Here is a 26,043-nt window from a genome sequence, read left to right as displayed (position 1 = left end):
TATCGGTATCAGATAAAGCAAATACGGATATTGTCCAGTCCGTCCCATGTCCTGTTTTTGTTGATTTCCCTCCTTTTTCATAATCGTATGTCATCAGCCCTGTGCCGTGTCTATCTGAGCCAGTCCTCAATGCGTCCTTTGGCTACCAGATAGTAGAATGCCAGTCCGAACCAGCTTGTGGCAAGCAGCACGATGGCCACCAATATGCGTTTCCATAATGCAACATCAAGCATCAATATCTCGAAGCATGCTTTTATTGTCAGCACAGCTCCTATAATCCAGATGATAAGTCCTATCATGATTGTTTCCTCCTACTTGTTTTTTGTTGAATACTTGCAGACATTTGTTTTTCATTTCATGTAAAAAAAACAAGTCTGCGTATTGTATTTATAATTTCTTTTTGAGAGTGATAACCGGCGGACAGCCGGAATATCAATTACAGTGTCCGCCGGGACAGATCAGCAGTTTTACTTCTTGTCAGCAGAAGATTTTCCGTTTTTTGGAGTCTCGGTCTTTTGCTTGTTGCCTTTTTCTGTCGTGCAGTCTTCGACTGCCTTATCTTTCTTTTTCTTGTCGCAGCTTTCTGCGTCTTTCTCTTTCTCGCAGCACTTAGTGTCCTTTACTTCCTTGTCACAGTTTTCCGTGCTGTTTTTCTTGTTCTTGCACTCCGTTTTCTCTACCGGTTTGTTGCAACATTTCTCTTTCTTTTCCATAGTCATTACTTTTTATAGTTAAACAATTATCCCACTTCATTATTTTTTTATTTTGTTCTACGCGGGGGATGTCGCGTGTTATCCTGTTGTTTTTTATGCTTCCATATGTTGTCGTCAGCGATTCTATTGCAAATATACGTATAATGAATACATACTGAAAATAAAATACGGTTTGTTCAATACTATTAAGTACCGTTAAACTAAAAAACTTTTATATCGTTTCCATAATCATAATATTCGTTTAATCAGACTCTGTTTTTACTTGTCGAGACACTGTATAGTGAGAATGTCTTTATTATATAGGAACCGGCCCGGTACTGTATTCGGCGTAAGATAGAGGCGGCTTTCAAAGGAAAGACAGGTCCGGGAGATATTTTCTGTCTTGGGCATACAGTGGAACGGCGGATTTTTTTTCGTCGTTTATGCAATAAAACAGGATAAGTTATAGTTATAATGGTGTTATAATTCAATACATGTATAATAAAACAGTATTATTGTATGAATAAGATTTTCAGAAGTACAGCCTTTCTGCTGTTTATGTTGACGTGCTCGGCACCGGCCGTGGCACAGTTTAATCTCGGCAAGGCTGTCGGCGGAGCGCTCAAGGCCGGCAAGGCCGTGACGCTGACAGACGAGCAGATGGCCCAGTATGTGAAAGAGTCCATCGACTGGATGGACAAGAACAACAAGGTGTGCGATGCCAACAGTCCCTATACGCAGCGCCTCAACAGATTGGTGGACGGGCTGAACGAGGTGGAGGGGATTCCGCTCAATTTCAAGGTCTATGACGTTATCGACGTCAATGCTTTCGCTTGTCCGGATGGCAGTGTGCGCGTGTTCTCGTCGCTGATGGACATCATGACCGACGACGAACTTCTCGGTGTGATAGGCCATGAGCTCGGTCATGTGGCTCTGAAGCACTCTAAGAAGGCATATCGCACGGCGCTGCTGGCATCGGCACTGAAGGACGGTATAGCCTCGACGGGCGGCAAGGCCGCTTCGCTTACCGATTCGCAGCTCGGACAGCTTGGCGAGGCCGTTCTCAATTCGCAGTTCTCGCAGAAGGAGGAGAGCCAGGCCGATGACTACGGTTACGATTTTCTTAAGAAGAAAGGCAAGAATCCATGGGCCATTGCCTTGTCGTTCGAAAAGCTCAAGCAGCTGGAGAACGGGGCGGCCAAAGGTTCAAAGATGGATCGCCTGCTGTCTTCCCATCCCGATACCGACAAGCGTATCCAGAAGATGACAGAGCGTGCCAAGGCCGACGGCATAGCACGTCCGGAGAACAAGTAAATGCCGGCAACAGGTTTGATATTTGACCTTTGCGCATTATCATCCTGTCTCTCTTTGTGCATTTTCATTCATATCGCAGGGGCATAATCTTGTTTTTGTCCGTCACCGTCATATAGACTGCCGGCGGTTACGCTCAGGACAATGCAGGATTATGCCCCTGCTGTTGATATAAAACGGAGCCGTGATGATATAAAAAACGGAGTTGTGACGCCATGTCCCGTTGCGAAGACACGTCTGATTGCAGCGTATTTTGTAAACAAAACTATGCAAAAATCCTGTATGCGGAATAGTTCCTAAAAGATGTTTACATGGTAACGGAATTGCAGAAAAGCGGTGTCTGACTCCCGTTTTATGTAAACTATATTTATTTTACACCCGAATTTACTTGCCAAACGGCCCTAATGAGGATGCGAAACGGCCGTAACGGGAGTGCAATAAGGGCCTCGTTGCACTCCCGTTACGGCCGTTTCGCAGAATTATTACTTACAAACCGTTGCACATATTCCTGCTTGACAATGCAATCGAATGATAATCAGCTGATTGTGTTTGCACACGAAATACTGCGATATTTTCGACGAATGGCTTTCTGTTTCAGAATATCGCGCGCTACAGAGCGTGTTTGTCACGATTGTTCATAGTCGCGTCAGTAGTCGGAGTCGTTATCCGAACAGCTCTCTCAGTGCCTCTTCCACCTTGCGCACGGGGTGCAGCTCGATGTTGAACTTGCGGGCGCTGATGCCCGCCATGTTGTATCGCGGCACGATGATGTGGCTGAACCCGAGTTTCTCGGCTTCGGCAATGCGCTGCTCTATGCGGTTTACGGGACGCACCTCGCCGCTCAGTCCCACCTCGCCCGCCATGCACCATCCCGTCTCAATGGCCGTGTCGACGTTGCTCGACAGCACGGCGGCTATCACGCTGAGGTCCATGGCAAGATCGGTTACACGCAGTCCGCCGGCAATGTTGATGAATACGTCTTTCTGCATCAGCTTGAATCCGACGCGCTTTTCGAGCACGGCCAGCAGCATGTTAAGGCGGCGCTGGTCGAACCCCGTGGCTGAACGCTGCGGAGTGCCGTAGGCTGCCGACGAGACGAGGGCCTGTGTCTCCACCAGGAAAGGCCGTACGCCCTCGATGGCCGAGCTGATGGCTATGCCCGACAGGCCCTCGTGGTCTTGGGTGAGGAGCAGTTCCGAGGGGTTGCTTACCTGTCTGAGCCCCGTCTGCTGCATCTCGTAGATGCCCAGTTCGGATGTGCTGCCGAAGCGGTTTTTGATGCTCCGCAGTATGCGGTACATGTAGTGCTGGTCGCCCTCGAACTGTATCACCGTGTCGACGATGTGCTCCAGTATCTTCGGTCCGGCCAGTGTGCCCTCCTTGTTGATGTGTCCGATGAGTATCACGGGCACTCCGCTCGTCTTGGCGAAGCGCAGCAGTGCAGCGGCGCACTCGCGTACCTGCGTCACACTGCCCGGACTTGTGTCCACGTCTTCGGTGGCGATGGTCTGTATGGAGTCTATCACCACCAGTTCGGGCTTGACGTCGCGGATGTGGGCGAAGATGCTTTCGAGCGATGTCTCGCAGAGTATCTGGCATGTCTCGTTGGGCGAGTGGGCTATGCGTTCGGCACGCATCTTGAGCTGGTGGGCGCTTTCCTCACCGCTCACATAGAGTATCCGCCGCTGCGGCAGCCGCAGTATGGTCTGTAGCGTGAGAGTGCTTTTGCCTATGCCGGGTTCGCCGCCGAGCAGCACTATCGAGCCCGGTACAAGCCCGCCGCCGAGCACGCGGTTGAGTTCCTCGTCGTGCATGTCCATGCGTGGCTCGTCGCGGGCGCTTATCTCATGCAGAAACAGCGGGCGGTTTTTGTTCCTGTCCGTTGCCGCACGTACCGATACGGCTGCCTGACGGGCAGCCTGGGTGCCTGTGTCGGCGGCTATGCGTATCTCCTTGAATGTGTTCCACTGTCCGCAGCTGGGGCATTTGCCTATCCATTTGGCCGATTCCTGACCGCAGTTGCTGCATACGTATGCTGTCTTGTCTTTTGCCATAATACCGCAAAAGTAGCAAATAAAATCCAAATCGGGAGATTTTATAGAGCGCTTTTTTATGAAAGACGCTGAAACGGTAAATTTCTTATTCAGAAAATCCGGTGTCTTGAACAAGAGACTATCGTTTCAGCGTCTTCACTTTTTCGAGTGTTATCCTTTAAAGAACCTTTTTGAGCGTCTTCAGTGTCTTGCGTTTCGACATCTTTCCGGCTTTCACTTTCACGTCAACCGTTCCCGCTTCGCGTTTGCTCCGCATTATCAGAAGCATCCGTCCGCCTTTCATCGGCTTTGTCGTGACACCGTTGAAGAGGCTGTCAGTGTAGTGGTCGCCGTTGTCCATGGCAACGAGTGAGGCCGCTCCGCTGATGTCGACGGTCATCTCTTCGTTGAATGTCGGCACCGTACGTCCGCGGCTGTCCACTGCCGTTATGTCCAGATACATCAGGTCCATGCCGTCGGCTGTCCATGCGGTGCCTTGGGGGTGGATCACGATTGCGGCGGCCTGTCCGGCCGTTTCGATGCGGTGGCGTGCCGTCTCGCGTCCGTCGGCATCGCGGGCGATGGCCTCTACGCTTCCGCCATGGCCGTATGGCACACCGGTCCATAGGATGGTGTTGCGCTTCGACTTGTCGGCATCGGAGGTGTTGTTGGGCTTTGTACCTATGCTCTTGCCGTTGACGAGCAGCTCCACGGAGTGGGCATTGGTGTAAGTGATGACGTCCTGTGTGGTTCCGTCGGCGAAGTTCCAGTGGTCGAGAATGGTAGGACGGCCCACTATGACGTCGTTCCAGCTGACGCTTTCACCGCCCTTGCGGTCGATTACGCCGATGCGCACCACCGGTTCGTCGGCCTTGAATGCCGAACGGATCAGATAGGCTTGAGGGTAGGGGCGCATGGTGTGGTCGAAGAAAGAGTAGTTCCAGCCTTTCTTCGGCCATGAGTTCGACTCGCCCCAATATTCTATCGAACCCCAGTAAGCCATGCCTACGCTGTGCTCGCGGTCCATGTTGTAGTAAGGTTCGAGCATTTTTGACGTCTCGGCCTCGCTTTGGAAAATTATCAGATGTGGAGCATGTTTCTTATAGTCGGCATATTTGTCCGACTGATAGTTGAACGAGGCCACTTCGGTGGCGCATCCCAGTTCGGGCGGAACGAGATAAGTGTTGAACTCACCCTGCTTGCGCGTGATGGCTCCGGCGCGTGCCGGAAACATTGCCACGGTGGTGGGTCGGGTACTGTCGAAGCGTTTTACCAGTGTGTCGAATATCCTGTATGTGGTCACGCCCCAGTCGTTCATGCCGGAAAAACCGGCCCAGGCTTCGCGTATCTGGAGCTCGTTGCCCAGACTCCACATGATGATGCTCGGACGGTTGCGGTCGCGCTTTATCCATTCGGGTATAAGCCGGTACCACAGATTGGTCATGGGCTGGCGCCCGCCCCAATAGTCGTTGTCGCTCCACTTGTCGAAGATTTCGTCTACGATTATCATTCCCACACGGTCGGCAATGCGTGCGAAACTGTCGCTATAGGGGTTGTGTGAACACCGTATCGTGTTGTATCCGAATTCCTTGAGGCGTAGCATCATTCGTTCGATGGCCTTGTCGTGGGCTGCGGCACCGAGGGCGCCGAGGTCATGATGCCCGGAATTGCCTTGAAGGAACAGTTTCCGGCCGTTGAGACGGAAGCCGAATTCAGGAGAAAACTCGAGCTTGCGTATGCCGAAAGTCTCGCAGATACTGTCTACGGGTGTCTTTCCGGCATATATCACCACCTCGGCTGTATATAAATAAGGTGTGTCAGGTGACCACAATGAGGGGCGGACGACTTCAACTTCCGGCAAGACCACTTCCGTTACAGACTGGTTTGTGTTATCCGGCATGCCGCTTAAAGCCGAACCGACGACACGGCCGCCGGCATCGCGGAGGCGGGTATGTATGGTCACGTTGTTCTTCTGCCATCCTTCAACCTCCACCTGTACTCTGACTGTAGCCTTGTCGCTGCTCACCTCGGGGGTGGTGATGAACACGCCGTGGCGGGCGATGTGCGTCGGGTTGGTCAGTTTGAGGTGGACATCGCGGAAGAGTCCGCCTCCGGTGTACCATCGCGAACCTTTCTTCGGGCCTGTAGATGCATATACGGCTACGACATTTTCCGTGTCGTATCGCAGGTGGCGGGTTATGTCGGCTTCCATTCCCACGTAGCCATAGTCGGTTGAGGCCACCTTATGACCGTTGATGTATACGTCGCCGAGATAGATTATTCCGCCGAAGTCGAGTGAAACCTGCATCCCGCGCCACAGGCTGTCGGCCCGGAATGTCTTGCGATACCATCCTTCGCACATGGGTTTGAACCCGCGCGCGCCTCCGCCGATCTTGCTCCAAGGTTGCTCAAACTGGAAATCGTGGGGCAGATCGAGCGTGCGCCAGGCGCTGTCGTCGAGTGTGGGCGACGCGAAGTCTGTGTTTTTGTTGTCCTTTGTCGCCTGGCAGAATTTCCATCCGAAGTTGAACAGTGTACGTTGGTGCCCGGCAAAGTCGGCCAGTGGCCTGTTGGCTGTGGTGACGGTTTCTTTAATGTTCTGATATTGTGCCTGTGCCGGCATGTGGATGCCTGCATACATAGTCATGGCAAAGGATGCTATGTATGGCATGATGCAGTTTCTGATATTAGTTGTCATATACGTTGTTTTGGTTTTGTTTTTTGCAAAATTAGGTATAAATGTCATTATCATTATATGAAAATTGTACGGAATATAGTATAATTGTACGTAACATAAAGCATCGGATAGCAATATTTATGGAAAATAATGGAGTGTTTACGGATTAATTTATTAATTTTGCAGCGTGATAAAGGCTAATATCGCACATTAATAAACTTCGGAAGGGCGGCTCGTGTATATTATAAATACGGTGGGCGCCCTTTTTATTTAAATGATACCGGCGTGATGAAACATATCGTCTTTATACTTCTTTCAGTGGCAATGCTTGTAGCCTGCGGGCAGTCGTATGAGGAAAAGAAACTCCAGACGAGGCAGCAACGTGCACGGCAGGCACGCGAAGATTCGGCAGCACTGAAGATTGCCGTGACCCCTACACTCGATTGTCTGCCCCTGTATGTGGCTGCGGACTACGGACTGTTCGGGACGCTTGGAGCCGATGTCAGACTGAAATATTATGCAGCACGGATGGATTGCGATGAGGCAATGCTGGCAGGCAGGGTGGAATGTACGGTAACTGACCTTGTCCGCGGACAGTATATTATGGAGCGCGGCATGCCATTGGAATATGTTGCGGCCACCGATGCCTGTTGGCAGTTGATTACCAACCGCAATGCACGTATCAGGAATCTGAAGCAACTCAATGACAAGATGCTGGCCATGACACGCTATTCGGCAACCGATTTGCTTGGCGATTATGCCGTGGACAGTGTGAAACTGAAGCCAGAGATGGTGTTCAGAATACAGATAAACGATGTCAATTTGCGACTTAAAATGCTTGAGAACAACGAGATGGACGCCATGTTGCTCACAGAGCCACAGGCTACGGCTGCACGTATCCGGAAGCATCCCGTGCTGATGGATTCGCGCAAATTGGGATTGCGTCTCGGGGCTGTGGCCGTAAGGGCTGACCTGAAGAAGGATACGGCCAGGAGTAGGCAGGTGGATGTGTTGATAAAGGCATATGACATGGCGTGCGACTCTATCAATAAGTATGGTGTGAGGGGATATGGCGAGGCGATAGCAAGGCATTGCAAGGTGAGCCGGGAGGTTGTCGGCAGACTGCCTGAGGACATGAAGTTTGTGCATGCGGCGTCTCCGCGCAAGGCTGATATAGACTATGCCGAGGCATGGCTGAGGGAAAGGATGGAAAGCGACGCAACAATACAAAGTGGTGATGGAAGCAAATAAAGAACTTGACGATATATTGAGGCTGCTTGACAGCCGGCGCCTCAGCGAGGCAATGGAACTGCTCGGTACGTTCGGATGCAAATATCCGGAACTGAATCTGACGGGGCCGCTTGATGATATACGTAGCGACTATGAGCGTATGTCGGGTTATTGGAGCATGGGTTACCGCGATCCGCAACTTGACAGTATTTACGACGAATTGTTGCGGCGTGTGTACCGGCTTACGGCAGATGTGTATCTGCGTTATGCCATTGCACATTCATCGTATATGTCGGGAATCTGCCGGCGTATCGACGTGGCCGGCCGCGACTGGTCGGAAGGCGTGCTGCGCGGAATGTTGGAGACTTTTGTCACCGATGTCGCTATGCTCGGACTGGAGCCTGAGCACGTAAGGGCGGCCCGTAAAACCGGACTTTATTCTGATCATCAGCAGATGATGAACGACCTTTTCGACTATATATGGACTTCGCCACAGTGGTCGGACGGCATGGCGGATGCTTTTCAGCAGATATTGCTGTCGCCCACGGTCGATGCCAACGACCAGTCGCTTATTGTATCAGCGCTGATGCTGGGCACGATGAACATGTTTGATATCAACAAGTTCCGTATTCTTGTGAATGTATACCGGCGCAGTGGCGATGAGAATGTGAGGCAGCGTGCACTTGTGGGATGGACTATGTCGATAGGGCAGGGGCGTGATGTGCTTTTTGCGGAGCAGAGACAGCTCGTGGACGGACTGCTTGCCGACGCACAGGTGTGTGCCGAACTTACTGAATTGCAGATACAGTTGATGTACTGTATAATGGCGGAGAGCGACAACAGCAGGATTCAGAAGGAGATAATGCCCGAGCTGCTCAAGCACAACAATATGAATATCACTCCCGGCGGTATAGAGGAAAAGGCTGATGACCCGATGCAGGATATTCTGGATCCGGAGGCGTCGGAGCGCAATATGGAGAAGATGGAAGAGAGTTTCCGGAAGATGATGGACATGCAGAAGGCCGGATCGGACATTTACTTCGGAGGATTCTCGCAAATGAAACGTTTTCCGTTTTTTGACAGCATAAGCAATTGGTTTGTTCCTTTTTATTTTGATCATCCGGCCATAAGCAGTATGTACAATGATAAGGGGACCGGGCAATTCCTGCAAAATATAATTAAAGGAGGATTGTTTTGCGACAGCGACAAATACTCTTTTGCCATTGCGTTCAGGCAGGTGGTCGACCGCATACCGCAGAATATACGTGAGATGATTGCCAATGGAAGCGGAATGATGGTAATGAACGAGATATCGGCCGAGGCGCAGCAGACACCGGCATATATCAGACGTATATATCTGCAGAATCTTTATCGTTTTTTCAGGTTGTTCCCGATGCGCGACCGGTTCTGCAATCCTTTCGACCGTAATGGCGGCGGAGACCGGCCGGCGGGATATTTGTTCTTTGCCAATCCGATGTTCCGTGGCACACGGCTTGAAAGTCGTTTCGGCGAGATAGGTTCGTTTATGGTCAAGAGAAAGATGTATGCGGAGGCGGCCGGTTTGCTTGATAATTATAGTGAAGAAGCACACGACTACCAGTATTATATGCTTGCCGGTGCCGTGTTGTCGAGTCGTGACAGAGCTGTCGTTCGTTCGAGAATGTCGGGACTTACGGCAGAGGAATGTTTTCGCCATGCCGTGGAGTTGCATCCCGACGAGCCGCGAGCCATTCTCGGACATGCACGCTCATTGTTCAGTGAGGGACGTTATTCCGAGGCATGCGATGACTATGCGGCATTGCTGCGTATACAGCCTGACAATATGTCCTTCATGTTGAATTACAGTGTCTGTCTGACCAACATGGAACGTTATGACGAGGCATTGAAGATGCTGTACAGGCTCAGTTACGAGTATCCCGACAACAGCAATGTAAACCGTGTGAAGGCCCGTGCCCTTACCGGCAGCGGCAAGTATGGGCAGGCACGCAAAATATATGAGAGGCTTTACGAAAGTGGAAACGTTGAGAATGAGGATATCATCAACAACGGCTATTGCGAATGGTTTGCAGGCAACAATCAGACTGCCGCAGAGTTGTTTGTGCGTTATCTGAAGAAATGCTATCCGCAATCAGGTCTTGGCAGTTATCGTGAATATGCCGAGAAAGATATTATCGTACCGGAACAGGAGTTTCTGAAAGGACATGGGGTGACACAGACCGATATTCAGCTGATGGTCGACCTTATATGTGCAACTGTCTTGCGGTAGGCAAAGGTCCATGCAAGTGGTACGCAGACGCCGGCAATGGTGTAAAACACCCAGAAAAAGTCTTCGTTGGCGTGCTCGTGTATTACCATGTGGCAGCCTATCTGTAGGAAATCGAGGCCGTAATACCATATCTTGACGAGGCTTACGAGTTTGAATGAGATGATATGGAACACAAAGATGCACATCGTATTGTCACCGCAAAACACGAGAAATCTCCTCAGCAGGTTGTCATGTCTGTCTATCATGGTGCTGATGTTGTAAGTCATGAGAAAGCCGCAGAGCGCAGGTATCGGCAGGGCAAGGAAATCGTTGAACTTGGCGTTCCATGCCATACTTGTCGACGCCAGTCTTGAAAAAGCAAACACCGTACCGGCAAATATTGCCGTCGCCAACCAGTTCACGCGGTATTTGTAGGCATATTGCCGGAACAGAAAACCGCATCCGAAAAAGAATGTTCCCATTATTTCACGGTATCCGCCTTGTATGAGGTTGATTACTTTCAGTCCTTCGCATGTCTTCCACATGGCGAGCAGCAGCGCCGTCAGGCATACGGCTATGGGAATGATGCTCTTCCTATAGACATCATTGAAGTGGTCTGGGTTGTCATTAAAGTTGTAACAGCCGCATTTCCGGAATATATTGTCGAAGATTTTGAACAGTACCAGATAGAATATGCTTGCAACGAGCAGTCCGCGGAAAAACCAGAAAGCTCCGCAGAGAAATTGGTCGTAGCCGCCCATGGCGCTTACCATGGTCCACAGGTTCTGTTGCATCTGATGCCACGAGTATGGATGGGTGACTCCTCCCGCACCGTTGCCATATTGTTCGTTGAGGATACCCAGGCGAAACATCCAATTATGCAGTGCAAGGAAAAGAATTGACCATTTAAGAAAGGGCAGATAAAGCGACTTGAAACGTTTCTTGACGAACGTTGCCTCGTCGTCAAGATACTTCAGAGAAAAGAAATAGCCGGCAGTGATGAAGAACAGTGGCATGTGAAACTCGTAGAGAAACGAGCCAAGCCAGCCTGTTCCCTCTGTATGACCGATGACCATCAGTATTATACCGATGGCTTTGCATATTGATATGGTTGTATTGCGGAGCATTGCCGTTATTGTGATAGCTTTTTTGTCCTACAGCCACGGGGCGAGAAGATGGGCGAACCATCCTCTGAACTTTTGCCACGGTGTGCGGAATTCATCCCACACCTCTTCCGTGAGGTATACGCTCTCTTGTTTGTCGCGCTCGAAGAGATTGTCGAGTTCCTTTGTCGTGTGTTTGTCTATTATCACGGCGTTCTCCTCGTAGTCCATCCTCAAACTGCGGGCGTCAAGATTGGCACTGCCCACAGTGCAGAAGCGTCCGTCTACCATGATTACCTTGGTGTGGTGGAATCCCGGTTGGTACAACCATACGTCGACACCCTTTTTCATCAGTTTGTGGACATTGTAGAACACACAATCCGGTGTAAGCGGTATGTCACTCTTGGCGGCCACCATAATCTCCACTTTCACACCGCGTTTGACAGCGTTCTTTATGGCCTTTTTCAACTTGCGGTTGAGTGTAAGATACGGATTTATCAGTTTGATGGAGTCTTGCGCGCTGTCAAGTGCACCGAGATAGAATGTCCTGATTATTCTGTTCGTCTTACGTGGCTCGCGGTTGATTATGCCCACTTTCTTGTGTCCGGCGGTGACGGTGGTGTCAGGTTTCAGTCCGACAAAAGTTTCCGGAGTGTAGGCCCGGAAATATTCGGGTCGCCAGATGTCCTCACCGGTCACTTTCTCCCATATTCTGGAGAATATCATCTGTAATTCATTGACGGCTCCACCCTCTATGCGGCAGTGCATGTCGTGCCATTCGCCTACTTGTTCGGTGCCGTTGATATAGTAGTCGGCCACGTTCATGCCGCCGGTATATGCAATGCTGCCGTCTATAACCACAATCTTTCGGTGATCACGTGTGAAGATGTGGTTGATCCATGGGAAACGTATAGGGTCAAATTCGTATATTCTTACTCCGTCCTTTCTTAATTTCTCTACGTGTTCCTTGAGCAGCGGCCGGTTGTTGGAGTCGTTGCCGAATCCGTCGAACAGTGCCCTTACCTCTACACCTTCCTTTACTTTTTCGCGTAGCAGATTGAACAGTTCGGACGCTATTGAGTCGTTGCGGAAGTTGAAGTATTCCAGATGTATACTGCTACGGGCTTGCCGGATGGCCTTGAACATGTCGTCAAACTTTTCCTTACCAGTTGTGAGCAACGTCACTTTGTTATTGTGTGAAAAGTTCACACCTTCTTTTTCAAGTATCCTGACGATGGTCGAGTCGCTGGTCTCGCCCCTCATTTCCGTCGCGAATATCAACAGACAGGCGGCGATGAACAAATGCTGTCTCATTATTATCCTTTTCTGCGTTTTAGTCTGTATTCCAATGGCGATATGCCGTGTTTGTCCTTGAATATTATAGTGAAGTTCTCTGCCGTTGTGAAGCCGAGGGATATGGCCAATTCACTGATGTTGATGTTGGTATGTATCAGTAGTGTGCAGGCATGTTTCAGTCTCAGCTCTCTTACTAACTCGGCCGGAGTCTTTTGGGTTATGCTTTTTATCTTATGGAAAAACGGTACGCGTCCCATTCCCATTGCCGCAGCCATCTCTTCTACGTTTATTTGTCCGCGGCTCATGTTCTGCAATACATATTGTTCCACGTTTCTCATCAGTTGTCTGTCCATAATACTGGTCATTGAGTAATCGCCGATGGTGTTGCCGTTGTAGTATGACATGTTCGTATCCTGTTGCTTGCCATGCGGTTGTTCTTGAGGAGTCCGGTCTCCGTAAGTCCGTTCTTCTTCATCTGCGATGTATGCCATGTCGTAGTCGGTTGTTGCATCGTCGTTTGTAGTGGCGGTGGTCATGCTTGAGTTGTATCCTTCCAGCATTCGTGTTTCCTTGCCCTCGATGACATTGTCAAGTCCCTCTTCGGGAGCCAGGCCGAGCAGGCGGTTGAAACGCATTACGGCTTCTTGTATGTTGAACGGTTTTGCCAGGTAGTCGTCGGCCGACAGAGTGACATTCATATCCTTCATGTCGTTAGTAGTGAGAACTCCGTCTGTCATGATGACAAACTTGACATTCTCTGTCGTTGGGTTGGTCTTTATGCGGTTGCACAGTTCACTTCCTGTAATGTCCGTCATGTTATGCTTGCATACGATTATGTCAGCCTTGAGTATTTCCAGATCGCTTATGGCAGCTTTTGTGTCACAGTATGTGTGCAGATTGTAGATATGGTTCAGGTGGCTCATTATAAACTTAATGAATTCCTTGTTGTCATCAATAACTACCATTATGTACCGTTTGGTGGCGATGTCGGTGCGGCTTGGTCTTATTCCGGCTGTGAGTACATCGCTTTCTGCCTGTTGAAGATTCACTTCACCTTTATCGTTGAGCAACATTTTCCCAGTTGCGTCTGCCGTGGCTTTTTCTTCAGGGTTTTCAAGTGCCATCTGCATTTCCGATATTCTCGTTATGATTTGCAGCATTTGGAAATGCAGCGAGTTTATCTGTTCTTTTCCGTCGACTGTATTTTCTTTTTCGGCCATGTTGCTGATGATGGATGTCATGCGCGACATTGGTTGGCGCAGATCGTCGCTTGCGGCTTTTATCTCGTTGCGTTGCATGGTCAGTTCTCTTATTATAGCTTTCTTTTTTGTCCATAAATAAGTGATGTTTTTGACACCTGCCATCCAGAAATACGCAATTAAGGCCAATGCGGCGGCATATATGAAAATCATCCACCATGACATCCACCATGGTCTCATGATTACAATCTCGAGCGTCCGTTCCTGATTACTCACGGCTCCTCTGGCGCTTATGGCTTTTACGTGCAAGGTATAAGTGCCGCTGCTAAGATTGTTGAATGTCACGCCGTGTGTTAGTGCGTCGCCGTTTTGCCAATAGTCGTCTCTGCCTTCCAGTTGATACATGAACAGCAGTCGTTCGCTTTGATTGTAGTTGCCTGCGGCAAACTTTATGGTGAATGTGTTTTGGTTGCTGTTCAGCTTTATTCTGTTGCTTTCGTTGAGGGCTTGCGGTAGGGGGACGTGACCGTCATATTCGTGTCCTGTAATTATTTCTTTGTCACCGATAAACAGTTGCGTGAGCATTACCTTTGGCAGTGATTCCTTGTCGTCTTTGTTCTGACGGCTTATCCAGTTCACGCCATATAGTCCGCCCATGATTACATTTCCGTCATTTTTGGTAATAATAGAGCCTTGGTTGAACTCATTGCTTTGCAGACCGTCGTCCGTACTGTAGTTGTAAAGTCCGTACGTAAAGGTTCCGCTGTCATGATTTCTTTGTACCACCACGCGGCTGACTCCATTGCCTGTCGTTATCCATACATTGTGGTTCTGGTCTTCCGTCAATCCACGTACACTGTTGTTGCACAGTCCTTCTTTCTCTGTGATGTAGCTCAGATTGTCGTTGTCCCTGTTGAGCACATTCACGCCTTCACGCGTACCTATCCACAGTAGTCCTCTTGAGTCCTCGAGTACCTGTGTAATATAGTTGTTCGTGAATGTCTTCATGTTTGTCGAGTTTCCGGTAAGAATGGTTTTTCCGGTCGTTGAAAGATTGATAATCATCAGTCCTTCTCCGGTTCCCACAAAAAGATTATTGCCTCTGCCGTAGTAAAGTGATGTGATGTTGTTGGTGCTCAGACGTCCGTTCTCTTTTGTGTATGTGGAGAATGTATTCATCCGCGGGTTGAATACCTGCAGGCCACCGTTGGTGGCTATCCACAGGTTGCCGGTCTTGTCGGTGCAGATATCGTTCACGCAATCGTTTATCAGTGTGTGCATGCTGTCACGTGCTGCAGAATATATTATGGTGCGGTCGCTCATGATACGTGTCAGTCCGTTGCGTCTTGAGCCTACCCACAGACTTCCGTCGGGGGTCACGGCCATGGCAGATACTTTCAGACTGGCCAGTGGCCCATTATAGCCTATTACGCCGCGGTCGCTTGTGCCATACCATATTTTCCCGTTCGCATCTTGGGTTATGGCAGTGATATCTCCACACAGTTCTGATCGGAATTTGTATATATTGTTTCCGCTGAAAGCCACACCTGATTTTTCTGTACCAACCCACAAAAGATCGGTGTCGTCCACATATATACTCTGTATTGCTACCGTTTCACCGTTTCCCAGAGCCTTATCGTTGATGTTGCGTGGCTGTACGTGTTCCATTTCATACGTATTGACGTTCATGCGTATGAGGCCGTCCCTGTCAGTTCCTATCCATATATTGCCGTTGCGGTCTCCGCCCATGCCGTTTACGCTGCGGTCCACGGATGTACCTGTAAGTCCCAGCTTGTCGCCGAATGCCATGTCCCATGTGTTGGCATTTTTGTTGTATACCATCAATGTTCCTTGACCGTACAGCCATATGTTGTCTTTTTGGTCGGCAAAAGCCTTGAGCGATGTTGATTTTCTTAGTTTGATTGCGGCTACAGCATCGGTCTGCCACACGGTTTGCTGTCTGTGCTGTATGTCACAGCATACGAGTCGTCCGTCGTCGTATACCATTATTGCTCCATCGCGGCATTCGCTTATAGAGCATATATTGCCTTCGGGTATACCTTGTGCATCGTTCGTGTAGCCGAATTCATAGAGCAGTTGTTGTTGCATGTTGTAGGCCAGAACGCCTTTCTTGGGTATTGAGGCCCATAGGTTTTTGTTGTGGTCTATGTATACAATGTCGGGCGTACCGTTGATGCCCATCTTACTGAACACTTGCCGCATGTCACGTTCAAAACTTTCCGTTTGCGGATGGTAGATGCAGAGCCCTGATGTTGTCTTTATCCAAAGATTTCCTTCGAGTGATTCCTGTATGCTTGCAATATAGCTGTCAGGCAGTGAGGAACCTTCCTGTGAATTACATTGGAAATATTTGAATGTATATCCGTCGTAACGGTACAGCCCGGCCGGCGTACCCAACCAGATGAATCCGCGTGAGTCTTTGAGTATACAGTTAATCTGGCTGCTGTTTAACCCGTTACGGGCGTCGAGCGTCTTGAACAGATATATGCCTGCTGCTGTCAGCGGCAGCATCAGCATTATTATCAGTAGTGCTTTTTTTAATAGTCCCATTGTTTTTGATTGATATAGTCTGTATTCAAGATTCGCTCATGGTTTGGTTATATCATGCATGCATAGTGGTCTACAACTCCGAGCAGATGCCGCTTGTCGTCCACCACAAGTACGGTATGTATCTTATAACGGTTCATGATGGCCTGTATCTCTGAAATCTTGGTCTGTGGCGATACCGTCTTTGGGTTTACTGTCATGATGTCGGTTACGGTGTGGTCGAAAAATTCTGCCTGCCATTTCTCCATTGCGCGGCGTATGTCCCCGTCGGTAATCAGTCCGGCGATATATCCGTCGGTTACGGCGACGCCCAGACCCAGTTTGCCCTTGCTTACAAGAATTACGGCTTCTCCGAGATGCATATCCGGTGATATTACGGGCAGGTCGGTAGTGCGCATCACGTCCTGTGCCGTGGTCAACAGCCGTTTGCCCAGTTCACCGCCGGGATGGAACTGTGCAAAATCCTGCGGGCGGAATTTGCGGCGTTCCATCAGTGCCACGGCCAATGCGTCGCCCATGGCCAGCATGGCCGTGGTGCTGCTTGTGGGAGCGAGGTTTAGTGGACACGCTTCTTTCTTCACGCTGACATTGAGGTGGTATGTGGAGTATTTGGCAAGTAACGACTGTGGGTTGCCGCTCATGCCTATGATGGGTATCTGCATGTGCAGAACCATGGGGATAAAACGTAGCAGTTCGTCCGTCAGTCCGGAGTTGGATATGGCCAAGACCACGTCGTCGCGTGTCATCACGCCCAAATCACCGTGGAACACGTCGAGGGGATTTATGAAAAACGACGGGGTGCCGGTGCTCGACAGTGTAGCGGCGATTTTCGCACCTATGTGTCCGCTCTTGCCAACACCTGTTATTATCACTTTGCCGTGGCAGTTGTATATCAGTTCAACGGCGCTGTCAAGGTTCTCGTCCATCAAGGGTATGAGGTCGAGCAGTGCCTCAGCCTCGTCTCTGATACATCTTATTGCGTATTCTCTTGTTGTCATTATAAAATCTTTTATTGTAAGTCTCGTCACCTTAAAAGCCGCTCCGTATCCTAATTAATGGAAATGTATATTTGTGAAAGGAGATAGTCTTTATTGTTCTGAATCAGAAAAGAATCCTTAGGTATCGGCCTTAATCCATTAATGACTGTCGGTGGCGATAACTCATTTAATTCCTAAAAATAAAACACCTAAAAAGTTTTCAGTTCTTTTACCACATCCTCCAATTTGGACAGTTCCAGCATGTTTGCGGCGTCGCTCAGTCCGTTGTCAGGATCAGGATGTACCTCGAAGAACCATCCGGTGGCGCCGAAAGCCTTGGCGGCCATAGCCATCTGCGGTACGAAGCGGCGGTCGCCGCCGGTTTTTCCATCGGCTCCTCCGGGGCGCTGCACGCTATGGGTGCAGTCCATTATTACTGTCGGTACTATTTGCAGCATGTCATCGATGTTACGGAAGTCTACCACCAGATTGTTGTATCCGTAGATGTTGCCACGTTCCGTCAGCCATATGTCCTGTGCACCGGCATCACGCGCTTTTTCTACAGGATAGCGCATGTCCTGTCCGCTCAGGAACTGGGCTTTCTTGATGTTCACAGTACGGCCCGTGCGTGCTGCGGCCACGAGGAGGTCGGTCTGCCGGCAGAGAAAAGCCGGTATTTGCAGCACGTCGGCCACGTCGGCCACAGGAGCGGCCTGCCAGCTTTCGTGTATGTCTGTCAGTATGCGCAGTCTGTAGCGGCTCTTTATATCGGCCAGCATCTGCATGCCTTTTTCCAGTCCGGGTCCGCGGAACGATGTTATAGATGTGCGGTTTGCCTTGTCAAACGAGGCTTTGAATATTATGTCAGTGCCCTGACTGTGGTTTATTTCCACCAATTTGCGGGCTACGGTGTCCAAAAGTTCGGCCGACTCGATGACGCATGGGCCGGCTATGATGGTTGTTTTCATTTCTTGTCGTATATACAATGTATTATTTTGCAAAGTTATAGAATTTTGGTGTAAAAGGCCTATAATTGCTGATAAAAATGAGGTTTGCCAGTAATTTAGGGTTATGTCTGTTATTGTTTATTGTGAAATCAGAAAAGACGATTATAACCGGATTTGTTATACAGGCCGTTTAATATGTTACATAAGTCGTATAACATTGGTTACAAGGCTCGTGTGACAAATCTTAAAATACATTTATTTTTTACTGACATATTGTCAAAAGGTATATTTGGTATAACTTTTGCTTCGTTCTTACCAAAGTTATTCATTTTAAAACTATTGAAATTATGATTACACAGAAATTACAGGACGCGATCAACGCGCAGATTGCAAGAGAAATTTGGTCGGCCAATCTGTACCTGTCAATGGCTTTCTATTTTGATAAGGAAGGTTTCACTGGCTTTGCCACATGGATGAAGAAGCAGTCGCAGGAGGAGATGGACCATGCTTATCAGATGGCTGATTATGTCATCAAACGTGGCGGAACGGCCGTTTTGGGACAGATTGACGCTGTTCCAACCCAGTGGGGTACACCGCTCGAAGTGTTTGAGCAGGTATACGATCATGAGTGCAAGGTGTCGCGTTGGATAGACGAACTGGTGGACATCGCTTCTGCCGAGAACGACAAGGCTACTCAGGATTTCCTGTGGGGATTCGTTCGCGAGCAGGTCGAAGAAGAGGCTACCGCTTCCGGCATCGTTGACCGCATCAAGAAGATGGGCAATACTGCCATTTTCAATCTCGACCAGCAGTATGGCAGCAGGGTATAAGCCGGGTGAAGGCAGCATATTCTAAAATTATTCATGGGGACATAGAACGTAGATTGGTTCTTTGTCCCTATTTTCGTTCGGTTTGGATTATCGTTAGCATTATATGAAGGTAGCTGTTGTCGGTGCCGGAGCGGCAGGATGTTTCGCTGCTGTGAATTTGAAAAAAATGCGCCCCGAGGCTCATGTCACCGTGTATGAGAGCGGACGCAAGCCGCTCGCCAAGGTGTCTGTCACGGGCGGAGGGCGCTGCAACCTGACCAACTCTTTTGAGGGCGTGAGGAGTATGGAGTCGGTATACCCCCGCGGTCATCGGCTGATGAAACGCCTGCTGAGGGAGTTCAGCCATGAGGATACCTATGAGTGGTTTGAGCACGAGGGCGTGCGTCTGGTAACGCAATACGACTGTTGTGTGTTTCCGCAGTCGCAGGATGCCATGGAGATTGTGGGCACGCTAACGCGGCTGATGCACAGCCGCGGGGTGAAGCTGCTCACGGGGCATAGGGTGGTGGACATACGGCCTGTAGCTGCTATGCACGCTGCCGACGCTGCTCAGCATGGTGACGGGCCGGCAGCGCCACGCTACACGGTGGTGGCCGGCAGGGCCGGACAGCCGGATGGCAGTGAGGTGGCAGCGGATTACGACGTGGTGATTGTCACCACGGGTGGAAGCCCGAAGGCATCCGGATTCGGCATGCTCGGTTCGCTGGGCGTGGAGACGGTGAGTCCGGTGCCGTCGCTGTTCAGTCTGTGTCTTCCTGAAAGCGGTATTACAGCGATGACAGGCACTGTGGTTGATAACGTCACAGCCGGATTGGCCGGAACAAAATTGCGTGCCTCGGGACCGTTGCTCATTACCCATTGGGGCATGAGCGGTCCGGCCATACTCAAGTTGTCGTCTTATGCTGCCCGTTTGTTGCATGATGGCGGCTACAAGGCCGAACTGAGTATAAACTGGCTTGGAGACGCCAGCGAGGCGGAGGCCGTAGAGACGGTAATGGAGTTGGCGGTGCGGCATCCTCAGAAACATTTGTCGTCTCTGTATCCTCAGCAGTTTAACGCGCGTTTGTGGCAGTATCTGCTGGACAGCAGTGCGCTCAATCCGGCTATGCGGTGGGCCGAAATGGGCCGCAAGGGCATGAACCGGTTGGTAAACACGCTCGTGAACAGCCGCTATCGTGTGGATGGCAAGAACCGGTTCAAGGAGGAGTTTGTCACCTGCGGTGGTGTGTCGCTCGATATGGTAGACTCTCGTACGCTGGAATGCCGCATTCACCCGGGATTGTACTTTGCCGGTGAGGTGCTTGATGTGGATGCCATTACCGGCGGATTCAATCTTCAGGCGGCATGGTCAATGGGCTATGTAGTGGCAAGAGCTGTGAGTAATTTGTCTTGTTAATTCTGAAATTTTAACTTTTCTTTTTTCTCGAAATAGAAAAGCCGGGAGGCCTTCTCTGCTTTCTTGACACACGTTTTTTGCATGTTCAACTTGCCGTAAGGGCCTCCCGACACTCCCGTAAGGGCCGTTTGGCATTGCAATAAGGCCGCCGTCGCAATGCAATAACGGCCTTATTGCAATGCCAAACGGCCCTCTCTGCTTTCTTGACAAAGCCGCTTGGGTGTAACATGCTGATTATCAGTACTTCCCATTTGACTCGAAAATCGCGGTTTTCGGGGGCATTGCTGAGAAATACCATTGTGATACCGTTTAACACATGTTAAAGTAAAGATATTTGAGAGCCTGACTATAACACTGCATGGTATGGACAATCTTATCCTTTTGTCATCACAAAATTTGTCAAGGAGAGTTTGTTGGCCTTGTATTTTTGTTCTTTTTCTACTACAAATCCTCTTTTCTCAAAGAAAGGACGGGCGGTCAGGCTTACTTCGGACATTATCCGTTTAATTCCCACGGCAGTTGCATATCGCTCTATTTCATTTAGCAAAACCGTAGCCACACCTTTCCCTTGGAAATCCTTGTGGACAAACATACTATGCAAATAGCCTTTAAGCGTAATGGACGAGAAACCTACAATCTGCGACTTTTGACTGACTGCAACTATGAAGTAATGTGTATTTATCATGTCTTCTATGTGGGAAATGTCATTTCCGCATGAAGCCCAATCCTCAACTTCCTCTTGCGAGTAGTTCAGCCTGTTGACCGTAAGTACTGTATTTTGAAATAAATCTTTTATCGCAACAGCGTCAGATTGACGAGCTGCCCTGATTGAGAATTGTTCGTTCATAGATGCTTACAAATTAAGAAATGATTTTATCAACTTACAAATAATCCCAACAGCAAGACAGTTTTAAGGAATAGATCTTGCAATTGCATTTGTGCTTGTTGGTTTGGTGCTCACTTGCAAAGGTAGCTATAATTCATGAAATTGCAACCTTTTCAAAGAACTGTTTGTAAATGTGAAATGAAGAAATCCATATGCCATGTATTGTCATTTCAGATAATTGTTATACCTTTGCAGAAAAGAGTTGTTTGACAACATGGCAACGCAAAAGGCTGGATTTTGGCAGAGTTGCTGAATAGTCATACATCTGTTTCTTGAATAATTAGCTGAAAACTTATTTGCCAACCGGTTAAGTAAAACCGGTGAAAATTTAAAATAGTTTATACTTGTTATGATAAACGAAATATTGGAATTCAATCGTCAGTTCGTGGCGGAAAAGGGATACGAGAAGTATGTGACGAGCAAGTATCCCGACAAGAAACTTGCCATACTTTCCTGTATGGACACTCGGCTGACAGAACTTCTGCCTGCTGCGTTGGGCATCAGGAATGGTGATGCAAAATTGATAAAGAATGCCGGTGGAACAATACTCAATCCCTTTGACAGCAATATCCGCAGCCTCCTCGTGGCTATCTATGAACTTGGTGTGAACGAGATTATGGTCATAGCCCATACCACTTGCGGAGCCTGCCATATGGACGGCGGAGAGATGATAGCCCTGATGAAACAACGCGGCATCACGGAAGAGACGCTTGAGACAATTCGCCGTTGCGGTTTCGATCTCGATCATTGGCTCGAAGGATTCCACGATACGGATGAATCGGTACGAAAGACGGTGGACTGCATACGCAACTATCCGCTCGTGCCGAAAGATGTCAACGTGCGGGGATTCATCATCGATTCGGTTACGGGAGAGCTGACATCTGTCTGTTGATGTATAACTCCGTTTGCTGAGGCATAATTCTGTTTGCCGGAGTATACTTTCAGTTTGTAGATAATACCTTCAACCTGGCCATAGCCTTGCCGTTAGGGCCACAAATAAGAAAAGACAGGTTCTTTGCAACAATGGGTATAATAGGTATATTATATCCGTTGCAAAGAACCTGTTTCTCTTTATTGCTGTTTTATCGTATTGTCTTTTTGGAAAGGACTGTTTATCGTACTATCACCTTCTTCCCGTTACGTATATAAAGACCTTTGGCAGGCGTGGATGTGCACCGACCGTCGAGGGTATGTAACGTGCCGTTGCCGTCGGGATTTGTCGTGGCATTGTCTGCTTCAATGCCTTTTATGCCAGTGAGCATGGCGTTGATTTCCTCTTCGGTCAGACCGATGATGTTTTGGAAGTTGTTCCAACCGCGAGCTGTTTGGTATGCTTCCATCGAATTTTTCGGTACATATAGGGTTGTGTTGTCCAATCTGGAGAAGTTGAATCCGGTATGGCAATCCGGAGGTGTGGTGGCCAACGAAACCAGTGCTTTCAGATTTAAGAGATCTTTGTTGTTATAGGAAAAATGCATCAGTACATACTCTTCAATGGTGTTTACACTCTCGGGTAGAACATATGTTTCGCAATCCAAAGCATAAGGATAAACCTGAAGTGTGTTTGCCGTCTTGTTGTAGAGTACACCGTTGATGAGAGTGTGATGGCCGTTGTTGTTGCCGATGGTTATTTCATGTAATTTGGGCAATAGGGTTAAGTTGGGCATTTGCAGTTTTGCATCGGCAATGTTCACCGATGTCAGTTCGTAGCACCCGGTGAAACTGTTTGTGCCTATGTTCTCCATTGTCCTCGGCACGTTTATAGCTGTGGTAGCTGCATTCACCAACGCCTGGTCACCTATTGTTGTCACGTTCATCTGTGTGCCGTCGATGGTTACCGTCTGAGGGATGTTGAGAGTGCTGTCTGGCATGGTGACGTAGCCGGCAAGTTCTGCGTCGGTGCTGCCATGAGCCACATATATAAGCCCGTTGATATTGTGAACGTCGCATTCTATTCTACGGTACTTTCCCCATACTTCATGGTTGCGGTATGCTTCTAAGGCCTCGGGCTTTACGCATATTAAAGTTGTTTGGAGTGGTGATTGGTCACGACATGTCGGAGGTTCGATGGCATCGATAAACACGGTGGTGATGTTGAAGGCCATGCTGCCTATGTAATTCACCGTATTGGGTATACGCACATTATTTAGTCGTAGGTCGCTACGGAAAGCATAATCCTCAATCCTTGTCAGTCCTTCCGGCAGATTGACGCTTTCAAACTGTGGGTTATAGGCAAAGGCATACGGCTCGATCACTGTTACGCTTTCCGGCAGAACAACTTTTTTCAAGGGGAAGAATGCCGTGTTGCCGGAAGATTTTTGGAAAGCTGATGACGATATTACGGTAGTACCGGCGGGCACGTTATATTCGGCCGCGTCGCGGTTGGCGGGATAGCACAGCAGCTTGTATTGCTGTTCTGTGTCCGGATTGTACTGCGGGTCTTTTTCGTTTAGGTTTCTGAATAGAACACCGTCAATGTCGAAATACTTAGGGTTGGTGCCGCCGTTGATGAATATGTTCTTGAGGCTGTCTGCCGAAGAATAGTTATTGAAGGTAAAGGAATTGTAAATGTTATTTATCGTGTGTGGAATGCGCAATTCGGTGATTGCCGTTCCGCCAATGGCACTAAGTTCAATGTTCTTGATGCCGGCAGGCAATGTCAGCTCTTTCAGATTCTTGCAATTACTAAAACTTTCGCTATCGAGTGTGAGAAGATTTTTCGGCAGTTTGATACTCTCAATGGCGGTATAACTGAAAGCTTGTACATCGATATATGTTATGTCATCGTGCAGCGTCACTATTTTCAGTGAATTACAGGATGCGAATACCTCAACGTTTATTCCGGTCAGACTTTTGGGTGCGGTGAAGTTCTCTATTCCGCTATTTGCGAAAGCCTGGGGACCTATATATGATATACTGTCGGGCAGATCAATGCTTTTTAGTTTCTTACAACACCAGAAAGTTTTTTCTTCTATACGTTGCAGAGTGTTGGGTAATTCAATTTTCGATAATTCACTTCCACGTCCGAAGAATGTGAAATCCTGTTGTCCGATTGTGGTCACTTTCGCTTTTATGTAAACTTCACGACACTGGTAATTGAGACTATAGTCTTCGATTTTTGTAACAGCGAGACGGTATCCTTCGTAGTTTACGGTATCCGGAATCGTTACAGAAGAACCTGTAACATCGCAAACAATTGCTGTGGTGCTCGTTTGGAAACGATATTTCACGTTGTAGGCCCAAAACTCCGGGCCTTTCACATAGTCGCTCCACACTGGAGCGTTCATGTATGCGTCCAATAGCGCAAGGTCTTTTATGATTACGTCCACATGGTCTTCAAAGGCATGGCTTGACAGTTCTGCCGGTATGGCGCCGGTGGGGTAGATGGTAGTGTTGCGGAAGGCGTTAGAACCTATTTCCTTGAGATTCTCAGGTAGCACAAACTCTTTTACTGCCGTTCCGTTGAACGCACTGTTTTCTATCACCTCTAAACCATAGGGGAGCTTTAATTCCGTCAGACTTATGCATCCCTCGAAAGTTCTTGACCTGATTGTGTCTATATTTTCGGGTATATTGATGCTTTGCAGGGATTCGCAGTCTTTGAACGCACTCGTTCCCAAATACTTTAAGTTTGACAGTGTGAGTTCTTTTATTTGTGTGCCGGTGAAAGCATGGTCTCCTATATACTTAACGCTTTCCGGCAGCACTACTTTCTTGATGTTTACATGGAATACACCATTGCTACTGCTACTGTAATATTTTGTGGTGCCTATGGTTTTCAATTGGCGGCAGTTTTCAAACGTTATGCTGTCCATCCTGCTGCAGTTACTGAAGGCCCTCTCTTTAATGGTAGCCAGCTGAGAGCCTTCCTCGAAGAGTATGTTTTTTATAATCTGTCCGCCTATACTCACAATTTCCGTCACGGTCTTTGGCACTGTTATCGTAGTGACATTCTTACCGAGAGGTGAAAATCTGTTCAACCTTAGATTTACTGAAGTGATTGTATATGTCACTCCTTCATTTTCCACTGTCCCCGGGATATGGAGCGTGTCGTCTGTGGTACCTCCACCACTAAGCTGTACTGTGCGGGCATCGGCATCAAGAATGGTGAAATTCAAATCACCGACAGAGAATTTTTGGCAATGTGCCGTCAATGCCGTAAAAAGAGCAATGACTGAAAATAGTAATTTCGTCTTATTCATACGAATTAGTTTTTAAACGACGCAAGTTGTTGTGTGCAACTTTTGTCTTGGTAAATAAAAATAGGTGTAGTCTGAGTTTTTCATCGGGCTGTTTCGTCTTGAACAGCATAAACAAAAGAGATAAAGGCGTGGTTTTTTACTTGTCCACAGTAGAGGCATCGCCAAACGCCTATCAAACACAACCAGTAAACCCACGCCTTTTCAGGGCGAGTGTTTACTTTTATTAGCTGTGTTTGATTCTCTACAAGAGTTAATTGGCGATTTTCTACTGTGAGAATAAAAGCTAACGCTCAGTATATCCTATATTATAATCCGATATCTTTTATCTTTCCGTTTCTTTCCTTGTTTGTTCCTTTCTTTCTTTTAAATTGTTTATTTTATTTAAACTTCGGTTATCTATGGCATGGTATATAATACCCACCGCATACGGCTGCTGTCCGGAGGGATGTAC

At 48.5% G+C, this 26,043-nt stretch carries 17 protein-coding genes; 6 read left to right on the top strand and 11 right to left on the bottom strand.

Annotated features, from left to right (window positions below):
• Positions 1 to 110: 110 nt before the first annotated feature.
• Both HPS55_RS04955 and HPS55_RS04950 read right to left on the bottom strand, forming a co-directional pair.
• Entirely contained in the window at positions 111 to 299 is a 189-nt protein-coding gene (locus HPS55_RS04955) for a hypothetical protein (protein WP_172177002.1), read from the bottom strand.
• 168 nt (positions 300 to 467) lie between these two features.
• Complete coding sequence (locus HPS55_RS04950; protein ID WP_172177000.1) at positions 468 to 713, bottom strand: hypothetical protein; 246 nt, start codon at positions 711 to 713, stop codon at positions 468 to 470.
• Between the two features lie 498 nt (positions 714 to 1,211).
• On the opposite strand from HPS55_RS04950, the gene HPS55_RS04945 reads away from it, so the two are divergent.
• Positions 1,212 to 2,006: a M48 family metallopeptidase gene (locus HPS55_RS04945; protein ID WP_172176998.1), complete on the top strand. Its 795-nt coding sequence runs from the start codon at positions 1,212 to 1,214 to the stop codon at positions 2,004 to 2,006.
• A 659-nt stretch (positions 2,007 to 2,665) separates the two neighbouring features.
• Here HPS55_RS04945 and radA read toward each other — a convergent pair.
• Both radA and HPS55_RS04935 read right to left on the bottom strand, forming a co-directional pair.
• Complete coding sequence (radA, locus tag HPS55_RS04940; RefSeq protein WP_172176996.1) at positions 2,666 to 4,057, bottom strand: DNA repair protein RadA; 1,392 nt, start codon at positions 4,055 to 4,057, stop codon at positions 2,666 to 2,668.
• 157 nt (positions 4,058 to 4,214) lie between these two features.
• Positions 4,215 to 6,734: a glycoside hydrolase family 2 TIM barrel-domain containing protein gene (locus HPS55_RS04935; protein WP_253945839.1), complete on the bottom strand. Its 2,520-nt coding sequence runs from the start codon at positions 6,732 to 6,734 to the stop codon at positions 4,215 to 4,217.
• Positions 6,735 to 7,001: 267 nt separating this feature from the next.
• On the opposite strand from HPS55_RS04935, the gene HPS55_RS04930 reads away from it, so the two are divergent.
• Both HPS55_RS04930 and HPS55_RS04925 read left to right on the top strand, forming a co-directional pair.
• Entirely contained in the window at positions 7,002 to 7,964 is a 963-nt protein-coding gene (locus HPS55_RS04930) for an ABC transporter substrate-binding protein (RefSeq protein ID WP_172176994.1), read from the top strand.
• The gene (locus HPS55_RS04925; RefSeq protein ID WP_172176992.1) at positions 7,951 to 10,209 is read left to right on the top strand and encodes a tetratricopeptide repeat protein; all 2,259 of its coding nucleotides are present in this window, start codon (positions 7,951 to 7,953) and stop codon (positions 10,207 to 10,209) included. Before HPS55_RS04930 ends, HPS55_RS04925 begins: the two co-directional genes overlap by 14 nt.
• Here the strand turns inward: HPS55_RS04925 and HPS55_RS04920 are convergent.
• The 5 genes from HPS55_RS04920 to kdsA form a co-directional block, all read right to left on the bottom strand.
• Positions 10,167 to 11,315: an acyltransferase family protein gene (locus tag HPS55_RS04920; protein WP_172176990.1), complete on the bottom strand. Its 1,149-nt coding sequence runs from the start codon at positions 11,313 to 11,315 to the stop codon at positions 10,167 to 10,169. The genes HPS55_RS04925 and HPS55_RS04920 overlap by 43 nt on opposite strands.
• A gap of 27 nt (positions 11,316 to 11,342) precedes the next feature.
• Positions 11,343 to 12,605 (bottom strand): cardiolipin synthase, encoded by a 1,263-nt coding sequence (gene cls, locus HPS55_RS04915; protein WP_172176988.1) that lies wholly within the window; start codon positions 12,603 to 12,605, stop codon positions 11,343 to 11,345.
• Between the two features lie 2 nt (positions 12,606 to 12,607).
• Positions 12,608 to 16,357: a two-component regulator propeller domain-containing protein gene (locus tag HPS55_RS04910; RefSeq protein WP_172176986.1), complete on the bottom strand. Its 3,750-nt coding sequence runs from the start codon at positions 16,355 to 16,357 to the stop codon at positions 12,608 to 12,610.
• Positions 16,358 to 16,404: 47 nt separating this feature from the next.
• Complete coding sequence (locus HPS55_RS04905; RefSeq protein ID WP_172176984.1) at positions 16,405 to 17,352, bottom strand: KpsF/GutQ family sugar-phosphate isomerase; 948 nt, start codon at positions 17,350 to 17,352, stop codon at positions 16,405 to 16,407.
• 188 nt (positions 17,353 to 17,540) lie between these two features.
• Complete coding sequence (gene kdsA / locus HPS55_RS04900; RefSeq protein WP_256372665.1) at positions 17,541 to 18,317, bottom strand: 3-deoxy-8-phosphooctulonate synthase; 777 nt, start codon at positions 18,315 to 18,317, stop codon at positions 17,541 to 17,543.
• A 308-nt stretch (positions 18,318 to 18,625) separates the two neighbouring features.
• Between kdsA and HPS55_RS04895 the strand changes: the two genes are divergently transcribed.
• Both HPS55_RS04895 and HPS55_RS04890 read left to right on the top strand, forming a co-directional pair.
• The gene (locus HPS55_RS04895) at positions 18,626 to 19,108 is read left to right on the top strand and encodes a ferritin (protein ID WP_172176982.1); all 483 of its coding nucleotides are present in this window, start codon (positions 18,626 to 18,628) and stop codon (positions 19,106 to 19,108) included.
• A gap of 103 nt (positions 19,109 to 19,211) precedes the next feature.
• On the top strand, positions 19,212 to 20,504 hold the full coding sequence (locus tag HPS55_RS04890; RefSeq protein WP_172176980.1) for an aminoacetone oxidase family FAD-binding enzyme: 1,293 nt from the start codon (positions 19,212 to 19,214) through the stop codon (positions 20,502 to 20,504).
• A gap of 373 nt (positions 20,505 to 20,877) precedes the next feature.
• On the opposite strand, the gene HPS55_RS04885 is transcribed toward HPS55_RS04890, so the two are convergent.
• The gene (locus HPS55_RS04885; RefSeq protein ID WP_172176978.1) at positions 20,878 to 21,351 is read right to left on the bottom strand and encodes a GNAT family N-acetyltransferase; all 474 of its coding nucleotides are present in this window, start codon (positions 21,349 to 21,351) and stop codon (positions 20,878 to 20,880) included.
• Positions 21,352 to 21,739: 388 nt separating this feature from the next.
• On the opposite strand from HPS55_RS04885, the gene HPS55_RS04880 reads away from it, so the two are divergent.
• Positions 21,740 to 22,282: a beta-class carbonic anhydrase gene (locus HPS55_RS04880; protein WP_172176976.1), complete on the top strand. Its 543-nt coding sequence runs from the start codon at positions 21,740 to 21,742 to the stop codon at positions 22,280 to 22,282.
• A gap of 220 nt (positions 22,283 to 22,502) precedes the next feature.
• On the opposite strand, the gene HPS55_RS04875 is transcribed toward HPS55_RS04880, so the two are convergent.
• Positions 22,503 to 25,592, bottom strand: coding sequence for a leucine-rich repeat domain-containing protein (locus HPS55_RS04875; protein WP_172176974.1), 3,090 nt, complete (start codon positions 25,590 to 25,592; stop codon positions 22,503 to 22,505).
• Positions 25,593 to 26,043 lie beyond the last annotated feature (451 nt).

The organism is Xylanibacter rodentium (assembly GCF_013166575.1).
In the GTDB taxonomy this organism is placed as follows: Bacteria; Bacteroidota; Bacteroidia; order Bacteroidales; family Bacteroidaceae; genus Prevotella; species Prevotella rodentium.
This window is presented reverse-complemented; position numbering and strand designations above follow the sequence as displayed.